Genomic DNA, 15,537 nt, shown 5'->3' on the forward strand with positions numbered 1-15,537 from the left:
GGGTGTGTTTGGTGCGGGGTGCTGCTGGGGCCCTTCGACAGGCTCAGGGATCCAGCGACTCCTGGGTTGCTGAGCCTGTCGAAGCACCCATTCCGACAACTTGCGGCTGGGGCGACGCGACGCTCAGTAGTGCGGGGGGACGTCGCGCAGCATCCGCTCGTCGTTGGGGCCCTTCTCGTCCGCCGGTGCCGGCGGGCGCTCCTCACGATCGTGAGGTTCGGAGGTCGTGCCGGGGACGGCAGTCAGGCGGGCGCGGCGCGAACCGGGGACCCGTACGATGCGCTGTCGGTCGTCGCCCTGCTCAGCCATCGAGATCGAGCGGCTGGGTGTCGTGGTCGGCGCGGACCGCGCCCTCTTCGATGCCGAGGACGGTGGCGATGCGCCGCGCGACCGTCGCCGGGTCGCTGTACAGATCGAAGGCGTGCACGCGCACATAGTGCCAGCCGAGCCGGCGCAGCACCTGCGGACGCAGGCGCAGGCTCTCGCGCAGCGACTCGTCACGCGACTCGGGGTCGGACTCGATGACGACCGCCCGTCCGCCGTGCTGAGCGACCAGGGGCAGCAGTCCGCGGTAGTCGACGTCGACGGATGCGCCCAGCCGGCGCAGCTCCTTCGCGAGGGCGAGGGTGAGCGGGTCGGCGAGATCCTCCAGCCGCGCTTCCCGGCCTCGCGCGGCGAGGCCCCCGAGGATCGACATCAGCGTCGAGGCGCCGTACTCGAGGCGTCCCTCATCGAAGGCCGAGGGACGGATGCACGACACGATCACCATCGAGCGGCGGGCGCGCGTCATCCCGACGGTGAGCAGACGCTCGCCGTCCTCCCGGGAGAGGTCGCCGAAGTCGCTGAGCACCCGGCCGTGCTTGGTCAGGCCGTACCCGAGCGAGAAGATCACGCGGTCACGGCTCTCGGCGACCGACTCCTCGAGGGTGAGCACCGCGAACGGCTCGGCCGTATCGCGTCCGACGAACTCCGCCACGTCCGAACGACCGGCGAAGGCGGATGCCACGGCGGCACGAACGCGCTCGGCGTGACGCCGGCTCGCGGTGACGACCATGAGCGACTCGGTCGGCCGGTGGATCGCGTGCTCGACCACGAGGGTCACGACGCGCGCGACCTCGGCATCCGGACTCTCGACCGCACCGGAATCGGGGTCGGGGGTGCCGACACCGCGCTCGACGTAGTCGACCGTGAGACTGCCGCGGCCCAGGTACGAGCCGGCCCAGGGCAGCGAGACGATCTCGCCGCCGTAGAAGGCGTCGTTGATGAGCTCGGCGAGGTCCTCGCCCCCGGCCCGGTAGCTGCGGGTCAGCGTCATCACCGGCAGCAGCTCGGCGAGACGCTCGAAGGCCGAGACGTCGTCGAACGGCACCTCAGGCTCCCACTCGGGCTCGGGCACGGTGGCGACGGCGAAAGGCGTCGGCCGCTGGGTGACCGGGTCGCCGAAGGCCACGATCTGACGGGCACGGCGGATCGCGGGCGCGGCCTCGGTGAGGTTGACGGCCGCGGCATCCACCAGCAGCACCGCATCGAACTCGACGGAGTCGGGGATGTCGGGCACCTGGTAGGGCGACGCGATCCAGACCGGGGCCAGCACGCGCACCAGGTCGGGGGCCGCAGAGACGATCTCGGCGGTCGACGCATCGGTGCTCTTCAGTGCGCGGCGCAGGTTCGAGGCCTGGTCGGGCTCATCGACGATCGCGATGCGCCACTGGTTGGCGAGATTCCATGCCAGCAGCGGCCCCGCCATCGCGGTGTGCGCCTCGTCCACGAGGCGGAAGTCCCGCTCCAGCCGGTCGACGACCGAGGTGTTCGCACCGAGCAGCGAGCGGTCATCCTGCAGTGCGCGCTCGAGCAGCGACTGCCACCACGCGAACTCCAGCTCGTCGGCGACCCGCTCTTCGGGCACGTGCCGCACGGAGAGGTCGGCGAGCAGGGGACGCAGCCCCAGGCCGGTGAGCGAGTCGCGGATCTCGGTGCGCTCGACGAGGTTGTCGAAGACGTCCGAGCGGGCGGCGAGCCCCGACAGCGTGCGCACCAGGCGTGCTACGGGCAGGTTCGCCAGCGGCTCCTTGCGGCCGAGCGCGACGTCAAGCTCGGCGAGCTCGGCCGAGACCCGCTGCCAGGCGACGTGCACGTCGGACAGGCCCAGCGGCACCTGCGGGGCGACGCCGGCGTCGACGTACTGCTGCCACTGCGCACGCTGCTGCTGGATGCGCAGCAGCGCCTCGTGCATCTCGCCGACCTGCGCGCCGGGGCGCACGTACTCGCGGGCCAGGCGCTTGAGACGACGGCGGTTCGCGGACGACATACCAGGGGCATCCCGGCGCGAGCCGTGCGCCTGGATCAGCTCGCCGAGCGGCCGCTCGAAGACGGTGGGGCTGAAACGGTCCAGCGAATCGCGCACCCCCTTGAGCAGCTGCAGGTACTCCCCGAGCTCGGCGATGGTGCCGAAGGGACGCATCCGCGTCTGCGCGATCAGCTCGTAGCCGCGCTCGAGAAGGGCGGGAACGCTCGTGCCGTGCAGTTCGCCGGCCAGCGCGTGTGCGCGCTGAGCGGCCTCGGTGCTCTCGAAGCTGACGCCGTACCACGGCGAATCGTCGGGTCCGAAGCGGAACTCGCCGAGCTTGGCGGCACGGGTCAGGGCCGCGGCGGCCTCGCGGCGGTCGCCGGCGAGGCGCTCGAGCGTCTGCATCGACAGTCGCGCCCCGGTCGACGGCGGTACCGGCAGCAGTGCGAGCCGGGTGAGGCGGCGGGTCGCGTCGATGACGGATGCTCCGGTGCGGCCGACCGGCTGGGTCAGCGCCCGGCGGTAGTCGCGCAGCACCGTGCGCAGTCGCACCAGCGCCTCGTCGACCTCGTTCGCCTTGGGCTGGGTCGCCTTCTCGCTGCGGGTGATGGAGCGGATGAGATCGCGGCGCACATCCGCCGGCGAGACGGCCAGTCCGTCCAGGCCGATGCCGGCCAGCCGGTGGCGCACGCCGTCGAGGGTCGAGCGCCGTGCCGAGACGACCAGCACACGCTTGCCTGCACGCACGAACGCGCCGAGTGCGTTGATCACGGTCTGGGTGCCGCCGGTGCCGGGCAGCGTCGAGACGACGAGCGAGTGGCCCGCGGCGATGCGCGCGAGCACGTCCTCCTGCTCGGCATCCGCATCCAGCAGAAGCGCCTCCGAGGCGGGGGCGCGGTCGTCGGGTCCGGCGATCGCGGGCGTCTCGCGTCGCACGGTGACCTGCTCGCGATCGGCGACGTGGCCGCCGAGGGCGTTGAGCACCGGGTGATCCAGGTCGACCATGTCGCGGACCATGGCGCCGGCGACGTCGGCGAAGGTCGAGACCACCAGGCGCGGGTGCACGGCGAAGGTGTCGATGGAGCTCGTGAGCGCACGCAGATGGTCGATCACGGGCTGCGGCTTGAAGATGCCGCTGTCGTAGGCGAGCGCGGCCAGTCCCGCGCCGTCGAGGGTCAGCCCGAAGTGGTCGCGGGCTGCGCGGATGAGCTCGGGGTTGACCTCGAAGGCCCCCTGCAGCTTCAGCTCGAAGTCGGCGTGATGGCGGCGGATCGCCAGCGGCCGCAGCAGCACGGGAGCGGAGAAATCGGCCCCGCCGACCCGCCAGCGTGCGATGCCGACCGCCAGGCGGACCGCGTCGATGCCGCGCACGGTGCGCAGCTCGGTGTTGCGGGCGGTGATCCGCTCGGCGGCCATGCGCGCCGTGCGCAGGCCGACCTCGTCGCGGAACAGGTTCGACAGCAGCGTCGATCGGCCGGTGATGAACTGCGGCAGGCTGCCGGGGTGGGCCTTGGAGATGTCGATCCCGGCCTCGGGGATGTCGGTGAAGGTGAGCAGCGGCGAGGCACCACCGAGATCGGCCGCCTCGGCGCGCAGCACGGTGCGCTGCGCCTCAGAGGCGTGCGCGATCTCGACGCCGGTCGACGAGTCGCTGAAGTCGCCGAGGCTCACTGCGGCGTCTCCCGCGGCCTCGGCGTCCTTGCTCTCTCGTCGCCACACAAGTCAAAGCCTAGGCGCGACATGCGCGGGCGCCGGTATTCCGGGCCGGTGCGCGCCGATTCCCGCGCGTTCGGCGTTCGAATCCTCCTGCACAGGTGACGGGTCTGGTGCAGTTGTGCACGGATGCCGGGATCAGCGGGCCGGCGATCCCGGCCCGGAAGCATGATGGGAGCATGAGTTTTCGATACGACTTCGCCCCGACGCCCTTCGGTGACGCTCTCGCGGTGTACTCGCAGGACGGGATCGTGAGCTTCGATCTCTCCGAGTCCGAGGATCCGGGTGTCCCCTGGCTGCTGGAAGGGGTGAGCCGGCGGCTCGGGCAGGTGCCCGAGCACTCCCCCGGTGTCGCGGACGAGCTCTCCGCCCTGCTGGCGGCGTACTTCGACGGCGAGCCGATCCGCTTCGATGAGCGGGTGCCCTTCGACTGGCGAGCGGTCGGGGGGTTCGCGCGGTCCGCCCTGCAGGCGGTGTGCGCCATCCCGTGGGCCGAGACCATGAGCTACGGCGAGGTGGCGGTGATCGCGGGCAGCCCGGGCGCGGCCCGCGCGGTGGGCACGGCGTGCCGGCTCACGCCGTTCTCGGTGATCGTCCCCGTGCATCGCGTGATCCGCTCCGATGGGACGCCGGGCCACTACGGCGCGCACCCCGAGCGCAAGCGCTTCCTGCTCGACCTCGAGCGCGAAGCCGCCTCGGCCTCATGACAGGAGCGGAGCCCGGCGAGTAGGCCGCCGGACTCCGCTCCTCAATATGGGATGCTGCTCAATACCGGCCACTGGTTCTTCTTCTTGCGGTCCTTCCAGTGGGAGGGGCCCCACGCCCCGGAGGCTCGGCCGGCGCGCAGCGACGGCGCGAGTGGGGCGTGGGGATCAGTGCTCGACGGCCTTCTCGGCGCCGTAGCCGGTGAGCGAGCGCACCTCCATCTCGGCCGCCAGCGCACGCGACTCCGTCGTCCTGGCCGTGACCGTCCCGATCCACCCGAGCAGGAAGCCCAGCGGGATCGAGATGATCCCGGGGTTGTTCAGCGGGAAGATCGCGATGTCGAGGCCGGGGATCATCGAGGTCTCGGTGCCGGAGAACACCGGCGAGATCACGATCAGCCCGATCGCCGAGATGAGTCCGCCGTACATGCTCCACACCGCCCCGCGGGTGTTGAACCTCTTCCAGAACAGGGAGTACAGGATCGTCGGCAGGTTGGCGGACGCCGCGATCGCGAACGCCAGTGCCACGAGGAACGCGATGTTCTGCCCCTGAGCGCCGATGCCGCCGATGATCGCCAGGATGCCGATCACGATCACCGTGCGACGCGCCACCTTCACCTCGCCGTTGGGATCGCTGACGCCCTTGCCGTCCTTGCCGCGCTTGATCACGTTCGAGTAGATGTCGTGCGCGAACGAGGCGGCGGCGGTGATGGTCAGCCCTGCCACGACCGCGAGGATCGTCGCGAACGCCACAGCCGAGATGAATCCCATCAGCAGCGGACCACCCAGAGCCTGTGCCAGCAGCGGCGCGGCGGAGTTGACCCCGCCCGGTGCCGCGGCGATCGCCTCCGGCCCCACCAGAGCACCGGCTCCGTAGCCGAGCACCAGGGTCAGCAGGTAGAACAGGCCGATCAGCCAGATCGCCCACACCACCGACCGACGGGCCTCCTTGGCGGTCGGCACCGTGTAGAAGCGCATCAGCACGTGCGGCAGTCCGGCGGTGCCGAGCACGAGCGCCATGCCCAGCGAGAGGAAGTCGAGCGGATTCGCGCCGTACTTCAGCCCGGGGCCGAGGATCTTCTCGCCCTCAGGCGACATCGCCACCGCACCCTCGAGCAGCCCGTTGAAATCGAACTTGTGCAGCGCCATGACCCACACGGTCATCGCGATCGCACCGAGGATCAGCAGCACGGCCTTCACGATCTGCACCCAGGTGGTGCCCTTCATGCCGCCGATGAGCACGTACACGATCATCAGCACGCCCACGACGGCGATCACGATCGACTGGCCGATCTTGCTGTCGATGCCCAGCAGCAGCGAGACGAGCGCACCGGCCCCCGACATCTGTGCGAGCAGATAGAAGAAGCACACCGCGAGCGTCGTGATGGCGGCCGCCATCCGCACCGGTCGCTGGGTGAGCCGGAACGCGAGCACGTCGGCCATCGTGAACTTGCCGGTGTTGCGCATGAGCTCGGCGACCAGCAGCAGCGCGACGAGCCAGGCGACGAGGAATCCGATGGAGTACAGGAATCCGTCGTAGCCGTTGAGCGCGATGGCCCCGCAGATGCCGAGGAAGGACGCCGCGGACAGATAGTCCCCGGCGATGGCGAACCCGTTCTGAGTGCCGCTGAACGAGCGTCCCGCTGCGTAGTAGTCCGCGGCGGTGCGGTTGTTGCGACTGGCGCGGATGACGATGAAGAGCGTCACCGCGACGAAGGCGCCGAAGATGGCGATGTTGAGGACCGGATCGTTCTGGGCCGCCTCCGCGGCCAACGGTGCCCGATTCATGCGCGCACCTCCGCCTTCTCGAGCTCTTCGCGGATCTCGGTCGCGACGGGATCGAGCTTGCGGTTCGCGAAGGAGACGTACGCCATGGTGATGGCGAACGTGGTCACGAACTGCCCGAGACCGAGCAGCAGGCCGACCGTGATGTCACCCCACACCCTCTGGCTCATGAACTCCGGTGCGAACGCGGCCAGCAGCACGTACGCGAAATACCAGAGCAGGAAGAAGGCCGCCATCGGGAAGACGAATGACCGCTGCATTCGCCTGAGTCCTCGGAACCTCTCCGATTCCTGCATCGCGATGTAATCGACTCCTGTACCGGATTCTTCTTCGATCCGATCTGTCATGAGGCCTCCTTGCCGCATGTCCGCTGCCGCGTGACGGCGCCACGCGAGTGGTATGGTCGACGCTACGAACGGGCGGACGACGCCGTCACCCCCGAAAGTTGGTATTCGCTGTAATGAGCAGGCACATCGGCTCCGCCGAGCAGCTCGTGGCCGACGGAGTGCACGAGCTGGCCCGCCGCACCCGGTTCCCGGTCGCCTTCGGCGGTCTCGTGGAGCACGGCGAAGTGTCCGTGACGACGATCTTCGGCAACCGCACGCACCACCTCGACGGACTGCAGGTGCGCCCCGAACGCGGGCTCGGCGGCCGCGCGATGATCGAGCTGCGACCGCGGATGACGAACGACTACCGCACGTCTCAGCAGATCACGCACGACTACGACGTGTACGTGCTCGGCGAGGGCCTGCGCACGCTGCTGGCGCTGCCGATCGTGGTCGATGGCCGCCCGCGCGGTGTGCTGTACGCCGGCGCATGGGAGGAGTCCCAGGTCGGCGGCGTGACGACGGCTCCGGCGATGAGCGTCGCCCAGCGCGTATCCACCGAGCTGCGGATCCGCGACGAGGTCGATCGCCGGCTGGGCGAGGCGCCGACGCGGCAGATGCTCGATGCGCCGCGCCAGGAGGAGCTGCGCGAGAGCTTCGCAGAGCTGCGCAGCATCGCATCCGACATCGCCGACGGCGACCTCCGCGACCGCATCCTCGCCGTCGAGCGCCGGCTGCTCGGAGTATCCGCCCCTGCGAAGCCGGCCACGGGCGCGGCGCCGGCCGTCCGGCTCTCGCGGCGTGAGATCGACGTGCTCGCCTGCGCGGCGATGGGTTCGACGAACGCGCAGATCGCCACCCAGCTCGGATTGCGCGAGGGCACCGTGAAGGCGTATCTGGGAGCGGCGATGTCCAAGCTCGACGCCTCGACGCGTCACGCCGCCGTCGCACGCGCCCGGCGTGCAGGGCTGCTGCCCTGAAACACCCCGGACCGTCCATTTCTGCGAATTGTCCTTCGCGGGCGGATATTTCTTGCTCTGCGCTAATTCTGCACATACGATCATCTGCATGGCTCGACGAATTGTGCATCAGCTTGTTGATGATATCGATGGCACCCTGCTGGAGGTCGGTGAGGGCGAGACGGTTCGTTTCTCTCTCAACGGCACCGCATACGAGATCGATCTGACGAATTCCCATGCGGACGAGCTGCGCGCAGCTCTCGATCCGTACATCAAGGCCGGTCGTCGCGCCTCTGCCGGTGGCGTGCGCGCCTCCGCTCCCCGTCGTCGCGCTTCGCGCGATTCCGAGGTCGGCGAGATCCGCGAATGGGCGAAGAAGAACGGCTTCAAGGTCTCGGAGCGGGGACGGATCTCCGCCGAGGTCATGGAGGCTTACCACGCGGCGAATTGATTCCGCGTATTAATGATGGCCGGTATCCTATTCGGGATGCCGGCCATCATCGTCTGCGCGGATAAGAGACGGTAAGGCGACCAGTGCGGATGCAATGGAAATGGGGCGGGTTCAGGGGGAGCATTTCGTGTGCCGGGGCTCGCGTCGTGCCCTCGCGTCCCCATCGGCCACTCCACGCGCCGCGCATCACGGAGGTCGGGTCACCTTCGGCAGGTCAGAGGGCCACCCTCCGGGCGGCCCTCTCTTGCGCGTCGTGCCCTCGACAGGATTCGAACCTGCGACCTGCCCTTTAGGAGAGGGCTGCTCTATCCGACTGAGCTACGAAGGCGCACGACAAGTCTAGCCGCGCGGCATCCGTCGTCGATCACGCGGCCAGCGCCAGGTACGGCTCCCAGCGCGGGTCGCCGCGCTCCGTGCCGCGGACGGTCCAGGCGGTGCCGTGCGGAGGGCGCGGGGTGAGGCGCAGCTCCCAGCCCATCTCCTGCGGGGTGCGGTCGCTCTTGACGTTGTTGCACTTCAGGCAGCAGGCGACGAGGTTCTCCCAGCTGTCGGCGCCGCCGCGCGAGCGCGGCAGGATGTGGTCCATCGTCGCGGCCTGACGTCCGCAGTAGCCGCAGCGGTGGTCGTCACGGCGGAGCACGCCCCGGCGTGTGACCGGCTGTCGTCGTGCGACCGGCACGCGCACGTACCGGGTGAGGAGGATCACGACCGGCCGCTCGTGCGCACCGCGTTCCGACCAGACCGGGTCGCCTTCGACGTGCTCGATCACGCTTGCTTTGTCGTTCATCACGAGCACCATGGCTCTCTTGAACGAGACCACCGTGAGGGGCTCGTATCCTGCGTTCAGTACCAGCGTGCGCATCGTCATCCTCTCGATCCGGCCGGGATGGCTTCCCGGCTCTCTCGACTCACACGACGCCGCGGGTGGCAGCGGTCGCAGGGATGAGAAAAGGCACTGTCTCAGAGACAGCGCCTTTCCTGCTCGACGATGCCGAGCCGTCCCTGCGGACGATGCCGATGAACCAGACGACCGAGCGCATCCATGGTTCGGATGCTCGGTATCTGCTCCATCGGCTCTCTCCCGCCCTACGACGACGCGTACAGGCTAGCCCATCCGTCTGAACGGTGAGGGAACCGCGACCGACGAGCGGACGTCGTGTCGAATGTGGAGGATGCCGGCGTCAGCCGGCGTTGACCCGCAGCCAGCCCATCGGCTCGACCAGCGAACCGTTGACCTTGACCTCGAAGTGCAGGTGTGCACCGTAGGAGCGGCCGGTGTTGCCGACCTTTCCGATGAACTGCCCGGGGCTGACGACCTGCCCGGCCGACACGGCACGGGTTCCGTTGGTCATGTGGCCGTAGAGGGTGGAGACCCGCTGGCCGCCGACGACCGAGTCGATGACGATCGCGACGCCGTAGCCGTAGTAGCTCTCGGTCGAGATGCGCACCACGCCGCCCGCGGCGGCGAAGATCGGCGTACCGGCGTTGGCGACCATGTCGGCGCCGTTGTGGCCGCTGTTGAGCGTGCGGCTGACGTAGTACGAACCGGCCGGCAGCGGGTAGCGCACCTGGCCGGATCCGGCGGCGACGAGTCGCAGATCCGCGTCGCTGACCCGGCTGCCACCGCTGGAGGCGACCCGGGCCGCCGCTGCGGCGCGCTTCTTCGCCGCTTCCTCGGCCTTCTTCTTCGCGATCTCGTCTGGTGTGGTCGCGGAGTAGGTGCCGCGGGTGAGCGGGGCTGCGGTCGCCTCGGACGCCACGACGAGCGACTGCGCGTCATCGACGGCCATCTGCTGCAGGGTGGCGGCGCCGGCGACGGCGGGCTTGGTGGCGGCGTACGCCGGCAGTGCGACAGCGGCGACGAGAGCACCGACGGCGGCGAAGATCGCGACCGTGCGCATGGGCTTCACACCGGATCGGGTCTTCGCGGTGCGGGTGGCGCGGGTTCGCGCCGGGTTCTTCTCGTTTTCAGCTGTCTCGGTTGTGGCGATGTCTGCGGCCAAAAGAAGGTCCTCCTGCGCCTCCGCGCTCATCGGGCAAGCGCAGGCTCGTCAGCAAAGTCGATTCTCGGGCACGTATGTCACACGGCACGTTGTGCGAACTGATCACGGAGACGACGAGCCAGGGAGGCGATCCCCGTGATTTGTCCCCGGCGGGCTTCTTCGCCGACGACCTCACCGAGGTTACCGGAAGATAACGATTCTGTCACCCTGTGAACCTGGCAATCCGTCGAGGCCACCGAGAAACCGCGTTTGATCAGGCGTTCTCGCCAACGAGGAAGATGTGCGCGGCGAGTTCGACGGGCAGTTCCAGCCCTTCCTCGCGCCCCTCCATCCGGATCAGCACGTAACCCTCGTTGTAGCAGTACTCCCCGCGTGCACCCGGGACGACGCCTGCCTCGCGCAGCTGCTCGAGCAGCTCGGGGTCGACCTGCGCGGGCTCGGCGAGACGGCGCACCGTGCCCTCGATGGGCTCGCCCGCGGCATCCAGCTTCTTCACGAGACCGATGACGCCGTCGTCGAACGACCGCGAGGCGATGTCGCCGAGCTGGTCGAGGCCCGGGATCGGGTTGCCGTACGGCGACTCGGTCGGGTGGCCGAGCAGCTCGACGAGGCGCCGCTCGACCTGCTCGCTCATGACGTGCTCCCAGCGGCACGCCTCTTCGTGCACGTAGGCCCAGTCCAGGCCGATGACGTCCGAGAGCAGGCGCTCGGCCAGACGGTGCTTGCGCATGACGTCGACGGCCTTGCGGCGGCCAGAGTCGGTGAGCTCGAGACGGCGGTCCTCCGAGACGACGACCAGGCCGTCGCGCTCCATCCGGCCGACGGTCTGCGACACGGTCGGCCCGGAGTGCCCGAGCCGCTCGGAGATGCGCGCACGCAGAGGGACGATCTTCTCCTCCTCGAGCTCGAGGATGGTGCGGAGATACATCTCTGTCGTATCGATCAGGTCGGTCATGCGGGCCCTCCGGAGGTTCTTAGGCAAGCCTACCTACTCCCCTGTCGTCGCGGCGCGTCACGCGAATCGAGCGAGGCCGGAGCGCGCCCTAGAATCTAGCCATGGCGATCGAGATCCCCCGTGAACTCCTGCCCGTCGACGGCCGCTTCGGGTGCGGTCCGTCCAAAGTGCGCCCGGCGCAGATCGAGGCGCTCGCCTCGGTGGGGTCGAGCCTGCTGGGCACCTCCCACCGGCAGGCGCCGGTGAAGGATCTCGTCGCCAGCGTGCGCGAGCGCCTGGCGGCGCTTTTCCGTCTGCCGGACGGCTACGAGATCCTGCTCGGCAACGGCGGGTCGACGGCGTTCTGGGATGCCGCGGCCTTCGGCCTGATCGAGCGCCGCAGCCAGAACCTGGTCTTCGGCGAGTTCGGAGGCAAGTTCGCCAAGGCCGCCGCGGCCCCGTGGCTGGAGGCGCCGGATGTGCGCAACGCCGAGCCCGGCAGCCTGACCGCCGCCGAGATCGTGGAGGGCGTCGACGTGTACGCCTGGCCGCACAACGAGACCTCCACCGGCGTCGCGGCCCCCGTGCAGCGCGTCGCCGCCGACGGAGCGCTGACCGTGATCGACGCGACAAGCGCAGCCGGCGGCATCGACTTCGATGTCACCCAGGCCGACGTCTACTATTTCGCACCGCAGAAGAACCTCGGCTCCGACGGCGGACTGTGGTTCGCCGCGGTCTCCCCCGCCGCGATCGAACGCATCGAGCGCATCGCGGCATCCGGGCGGTACATCCCCGAGTTCCTCAGCCTGAAGAACGCCGTCGACAACTCGCGCCTCAGCCAGACGCTGAACACCCCGGCGCTGACGACGCTGCACCTGCTCGACAGCCAGCTGGACTGGATCCTCGGCAACGGCGGCCTGCAGTGGGCCGCCGCCCGCACCGCGGAGTCGTCTGGCCTGCTGTACGACTGGGCCGAGGCATCGTCGGTGGCGACCCCGTTCGTCGCGGACCCTGCGCACCGCTCCCCCGTCGTCGCGACGATCGACTTCGACGACAGCATCGACGCCGCGGCGATCGCGAAGACGCTGCGCGCCAACGGCATCGTCGACACCGAGCCGTACCGCAAGCTCGGCCGCAACCAGCTGCGCATCGCGACCTTCGTGTCGATCGAGCCGGACGACATCCGTCAACTGGTCCGCTCGATCGAGCACGTGCTGGCCAACCAGGGCTGAGCCCCCACCCGCCGAAACCCCTCCTGACTGTCGAAACCCCTCCTGAATCGCGTGATTCAGGAGGGGTTTCGGCAATCAGAGGGGGTCTCGACGAAGAGTGAGAGGTCACTCTTCGTCGTCGGAGTCCTCGTCCGACTCGTCGTCATCCGACTCGTCGTCGTCCGAGTCGTCGTCGTCCGAGTCGTCGGAGTCGTCGAGCTCGTCGATGTCGACGCCGTCCAGGTCGCCGCCGTGCAGATGCGGCGAGCCGTCCTCGTCGAAGTCCGACGCGTCGAGGTCATCGACATCGTCGAGCTCCTCGTCATCGTCATCGCCCTCGGCATCCGTGCTCTCCGCATCGGAGTCCGCCGCCGCCTGCTCGGCGAGCTCGGCCTGGTGCGCCCGGTAGTCGGCCAGGCGCTCCGCCCACGGCACCCAGTCCGGCGCGAGCAGCGCGCCGTCGCCCGGCATGAGTTCGACCTCGAGCACGGTGGGCTCTTCGCCCTCGACCTGCGCGACGCTGACCGTCCAGTACCAGCCCGGGTACCCCGGAAGCCGGTTCTCGAAGCGCAGCGAGAGCGCGCCGCTCTCCTCGACCGTGTGGCCGGCGGCCGGGCCGACCGTGGAGGGCGCGGTGACCTCGTGCAGTGCGGCGAGCGCCAGCTCGCGCGCTGCCGAGGCGAGTTCGTCAGGCGTCGAGGTCATCGGCGACCTTGCGCAGCACGGCGGCGACGGTGCGACTGCGCCCCGCCGAGGGATAGCGTCCTCGTCGCAGTTCGCCGCCCAGCTCATCGAGCATCCGCACGACGTCCTCGACGATGATCGCCATGTCGTCTGCGGGCTTGCGGCTGGCCTTCGCCAGACTGGGGGGTGCGTCGAGCACCCGCACCGAGAGGGCCTGCGGTCCGCGGCGGCCATCGGCCAGCCCGAACTCCACGCGGGTGTTCTTCTTCACGGAGACGCCTTCAGGAAGGGCCGAGGCGTGCAGGAAGACGTCCTGGCCGTCATCGGATGCGATGAAGCCGAACCCCTTCTCGTCGTCGTAGAACCTGACCTTGCCGGTGGGCATGGGAGAACCTCGCTGAGTGAAACTGGGTGGAACGTCGCACGGCGGTGCGACACCTCCAGCCTACCCGTCCTGCCCAGCGCTCACGCGATACGCTGAGGGTGATGAGCACGCATGATGACCGCCCTGAGCCGGCGGCCGGACGATTCGATCGCCTCCTGGCCTACTCGGCGCTGATCCTGGCCGCACTCTCGATCATCAGCTTCTTCGCGATCATCATCGGCACCGCCACCGGCATGGATCAGAAGGCGTTCGGCACCGGCGTCTGGCCGGTCATCGCGGCGCTGCCCCTCTTCGGCCTCCCCCTCGCGTTCATCCTGATCATGGCGCTGCTGATCACCACCTACGTCCGCAAGGGGCGCGCGGGCAAGCGGTCCTGAGCCCGATGAGCACTCACGCGCGCCCGCTGGCCGACAGGCTGGCCGCGGCGAGCGATGCGCAACTGCAACGGCTGCTGGCCGTGCGCGCGGTGCGCGCGGATGCCGATTGGTCGGACTTCTTCGACGCCGCCGAGGCGCTGCTCGAACCGGCGTCCATCGAGCGCGGCCTCGCCGTCCTCACCGGCGCCGAGGCGCGGGCGCTGTGCGATGCGATCGACGGCAGAGCGGATGCCGCGGTGCTGAGCGAGCTCTCGACCCTGGGGTTCATCGGCGCAGGCGACCGGGTGCTCGCGCCCGTGGCCGCGATCGTCGCCGAGCTGCCGCCCATCGACGACGCAGCCAGCTCAGCTGAGACACCCGCGTCGGACGGCGCCGCCGCGCGCGCCGCCGAGCGGGCTTTCACGACGATCGGGGCACTGTCCGACCTGCTGCTGGCGGCGCGCACCGCACCTCTCGCCTTGGTCGCCACCGGAGCGCTCAGCGCCGGCGAGCGGCGCCGGTTCAGCGCCGCGGTCGATCTCGAGGATCTGCGCGAGATCGCCGCCCTGTCGGGACTGGCCCGCGCCGTTGACCGGGAGCTGCTGATCACCCGTGCCGCTGAGGAGTGGCTCGCCGCCTCGTTCGCCCCGCGCTGGGCCCGGGTCGCCGACGCGTTCCGCACGGCGCTGCCGGACGGCATCCGCTCAGGTCGCGGCTGGACGCCCATGGCCGGCTGGGACCGCGCGCACCCGTGGAACCCCGGCTGGCCCGCCCGTGCGACGCGGCTGCGCGAACTCGCCTTCCTGCTCGGGCTGCGTACACCCGAGGGCGGGGAGCCGGCCTGGACCGTGCCGCTCCGCCTCGGCGAGGATGTCGACACCTCGGCGCTGGAGGCGCAGCTGCCCACAGAGGTGGATCGGGTGTTCCTGCAGAACGACCTCACCGCGATCGCCCCGGGCCCCCTGCAGCCGGGTCTGGACAACCGGTTGCGCGCCATGACCGAGCACGAGTCGGCGGCACAGGCATCGTCGTACCGGTTCACCGTCGATTCGGTGTCGCGGGCGCTCGTGGAGGGCGAGACAGCGCAGAGCATCCGCACCTTCCTGCACGAGCTGTCGCTGACCGGCGTGCCCCAGCCGCTCGAGTATCTCGTCGCGCAGACCGCGGCGCGGCACGGGCTGGTGCGGGTCGGGCCGGATGCCGCAGGTGGCACCGCCGTGTCGAGCGCGGACGAGGATCTGCTGAGCGCGATCGAGATCGACCGGAACCTGCGCCCGATGGGCCTGGTCCGCGACGGCGACCGGCTCGTCTCGAGGGTCGGCGCCGAGACGGTCGCCTGGGCACTGTCGGATGCCCGCTACCCGGCCACGCTCGTCGATCGCGACGGGAACGGGGTCGCGGCGCAGCGGCACCGGATCGCACCGGCCGCCGGCCCTACCGGCGAACCGTATGCGGCGCTCATCGCGCGCCTGCGCAGCAGGCAGGGGCCGGATGCCGATGCGGCCTGGCTGGATCGTGAGCTGGAGGCGGCCGTCCGCGCCCGCGCGGTGGTGCTCGTCGAGGTGGCGATGCCGGACGGTTCGAGCCGCGAGCTGACGCTGGAGGCGTCGGGCGTGGGCGGTGGCCGACTGCGCGGACGAGACCGCGCCGCGGACGTGGAGCGGACGCTCCCGGTGCGCAGCATCCGATCGGTCCGGGTGCTGGAGGGCTGAGCCCCCGCATCCGCCGGTAGACTGGTC

Annotated in this window: 15 protein-coding genes and 1 tRNA gene; 6 read left to right on the forward strand and 10 right to left on the reverse strand. The window is 69.9% G+C overall.

All coding sequences use genetic code 11. The annotated features are described in order from the left end of the window. Nucleotides 1–123: 123 nt before the first annotated feature. Nucleotides 124–309: a hypothetical protein gene (locus H7694_RS11525; RefSeq protein WP_193596636.1), complete on the reverse strand. Its 186-nt coding sequence runs from the start codon at nucleotides 307–309 to the stop codon at nucleotides 124–126. Continuing rightward, nucleotides 302–4,006, reverse strand: a complete 3,705-nt coding sequence (locus H7694_RS11530) for an AAA family ATPase (RefSeq protein ID WP_413782917.1) — start codon at nucleotides 4,004–4,006, stop codon at nucleotides 302–304. Before H7694_RS11530 ends, H7694_RS11525 begins: the two co-directional genes overlap by 8 nt. Nucleotides 4,007–4,179: 173 nt before the next feature. On the opposite strand from H7694_RS11530, the gene H7694_RS11535 reads away from it, so the two are divergent. After that, nucleotides 4,180–4,707 (forward strand): methylated-DNA--[protein]-cysteine S-methyltransferase, encoded by a 528-nt coding sequence (locus H7694_RS11535; RefSeq protein WP_193596637.1) that lies wholly within the window; start codon nucleotides 4,180–4,182, stop codon nucleotides 4,705–4,707. A gap of 165 nt (nucleotides 4,708–4,872) precedes the next feature. Here H7694_RS11535 and H7694_RS11540 read toward each other — a convergent pair whose 3' ends face one another. Continuing rightward, nucleotides 4,873–6,492, reverse strand: a complete 1,620-nt coding sequence (locus H7694_RS11540; protein ID WP_193596638.1) for a cation acetate symporter — start codon at nucleotides 6,490–6,492, stop codon at nucleotides 4,873–4,875. After that, a complete protein-coding gene (locus tag H7694_RS11545; protein ID WP_193596639.1) occupies nucleotides 6,489–6,836 on the reverse strand; it encodes a DUF485 domain-containing protein in 348 nt (115 codons plus the stop codon). The genes H7694_RS11540 and H7694_RS11545 overlap by 4 nt, the downstream gene beginning before the upstream one ends. 113 nt (nucleotides 6,837–6,949) lie before the next feature. On the opposite strand from H7694_RS11545, the gene H7694_RS11550 reads away from it, so the two are divergent. Beyond that, a complete protein-coding gene (locus H7694_RS11550) occupies nucleotides 6,950–7,795 on the forward strand; it encodes a LuxR C-terminal-related transcriptional regulator (protein WP_193596640.1) in 846 nt (281 codons plus the stop codon). An 88-nt stretch (nucleotides 7,796–7,883) separates the two neighbouring features. After that, entirely contained in the window at nucleotides 7,884–8,225 is a 342-nt protein-coding gene (locus H7694_RS11555; protein WP_193596641.1) for a histone-like nucleoid-structuring protein Lsr2, read from the forward strand. 254 nt (nucleotides 8,226–8,479) lie between these two features. Here the strand turns inward: H7694_RS11555 and H7694_RS11560 are convergent. The 4 genes from H7694_RS11560 to H7694_RS11575 form a co-directional block, all read right to left on the reverse strand. Further along, nucleotides 8,480–8,553: transfer RNA gene (locus H7694_RS11560), tRNA-Arg, on the reverse strand. Nucleotides 8,554–8,589: 36 nt separating this feature from the next. Beyond that, the gene (locus H7694_RS11565; RefSeq protein ID WP_193596642.1) at nucleotides 8,590–9,087 is read right to left on the reverse strand and encodes an HNH endonuclease; all 498 of its coding nucleotides are present in this window, start codon (nucleotides 9,085–9,087) and stop codon (nucleotides 8,590–8,592) included. A 319-nt stretch (nucleotides 9,088–9,406) separates the two neighbouring features. Continuing rightward, nucleotides 9,407–10,258, reverse strand: coding sequence for a M23 family metallopeptidase (locus tag H7694_RS11570; RefSeq protein WP_193596643.1), 852 nt, complete (start codon nucleotides 10,256–10,258; stop codon nucleotides 9,407–9,409). A gap of 223 nt (nucleotides 10,259–10,481) precedes the next feature. Further along, nucleotides 10,482–11,183 (reverse strand): metal-dependent transcriptional regulator, encoded by a 702-nt coding sequence (locus tag H7694_RS11575; RefSeq protein WP_193596644.1) that lies wholly within the window; start codon nucleotides 11,181–11,183, stop codon nucleotides 10,482–10,484. 101 nt (nucleotides 11,184–11,284) lie between these two features. On the opposite strand from H7694_RS11575, the gene serC reads away from it, so the two are divergent. After that, the gene (gene serC / locus H7694_RS11580) at nucleotides 11,285–12,394 is read left to right on the forward strand and encodes a phosphoserine transaminase (protein ID WP_193596645.1); all 1,110 of its coding nucleotides are present in this window, start codon (nucleotides 11,285–11,287) and stop codon (nucleotides 12,392–12,394) included. Nucleotides 12,395–12,499: 105 nt separating this feature from the next. On the opposite strand, the gene H7694_RS11585 is transcribed toward serC, so the two are convergent. Continuing rightward, complete coding sequence (locus H7694_RS11585) at nucleotides 12,500–13,078, reverse strand: DUF3027 domain-containing protein (RefSeq protein ID WP_193596646.1); 579 nt, start codon at nucleotides 13,076–13,078, stop codon at nucleotides 12,500–12,502. After that, nucleotides 13,062–13,442 carry a cold-shock protein gene (locus H7694_RS11590; RefSeq protein WP_193596647.1) on the reverse strand — a complete coding sequence of 127 codons (381 nt, stop codon included), beginning with the start codon at nucleotides 13,440–13,442 and terminating at the stop codon, nucleotides 13,062–13,064. The genes H7694_RS11585 and H7694_RS11590 overlap by 17 nt, the downstream gene beginning before the upstream one ends. A gap of 101 nt (nucleotides 13,443–13,543) precedes the next feature. Here H7694_RS11590 and H7694_RS11595 point away from each other — a divergent pair, with 101 nt between their 5' ends. Continuing rightward, nucleotides 13,544–13,819, forward strand: coding sequence for a multidrug ABC transporter ATPase (locus tag H7694_RS11595; RefSeq protein ID WP_193596648.1), 276 nt, complete (start codon nucleotides 13,544–13,546; stop codon nucleotides 13,817–13,819). Nucleotides 13,820–13,824: 5 nt separating this feature from the next. Continuing rightward, nucleotides 13,825–15,510 (forward strand): helicase-associated domain-containing protein, encoded by a 1,686-nt coding sequence (locus tag H7694_RS11600; protein ID WP_193596649.1) that lies wholly within the window; start codon nucleotides 13,825–13,827, stop codon nucleotides 15,508–15,510. The last annotated feature ends 27 nt before the right edge of the window (nucleotides 15,511–15,537 follow it).

It is taken from the genome of Microbacterium sp. YJN-G (assembly GCF_015040615.1).
In the GTDB taxonomy this organism is placed as follows: domain Bacteria; phylum Actinomycetota; class Actinomycetes; order Actinomycetales; family Microbacteriaceae; genus Microbacterium.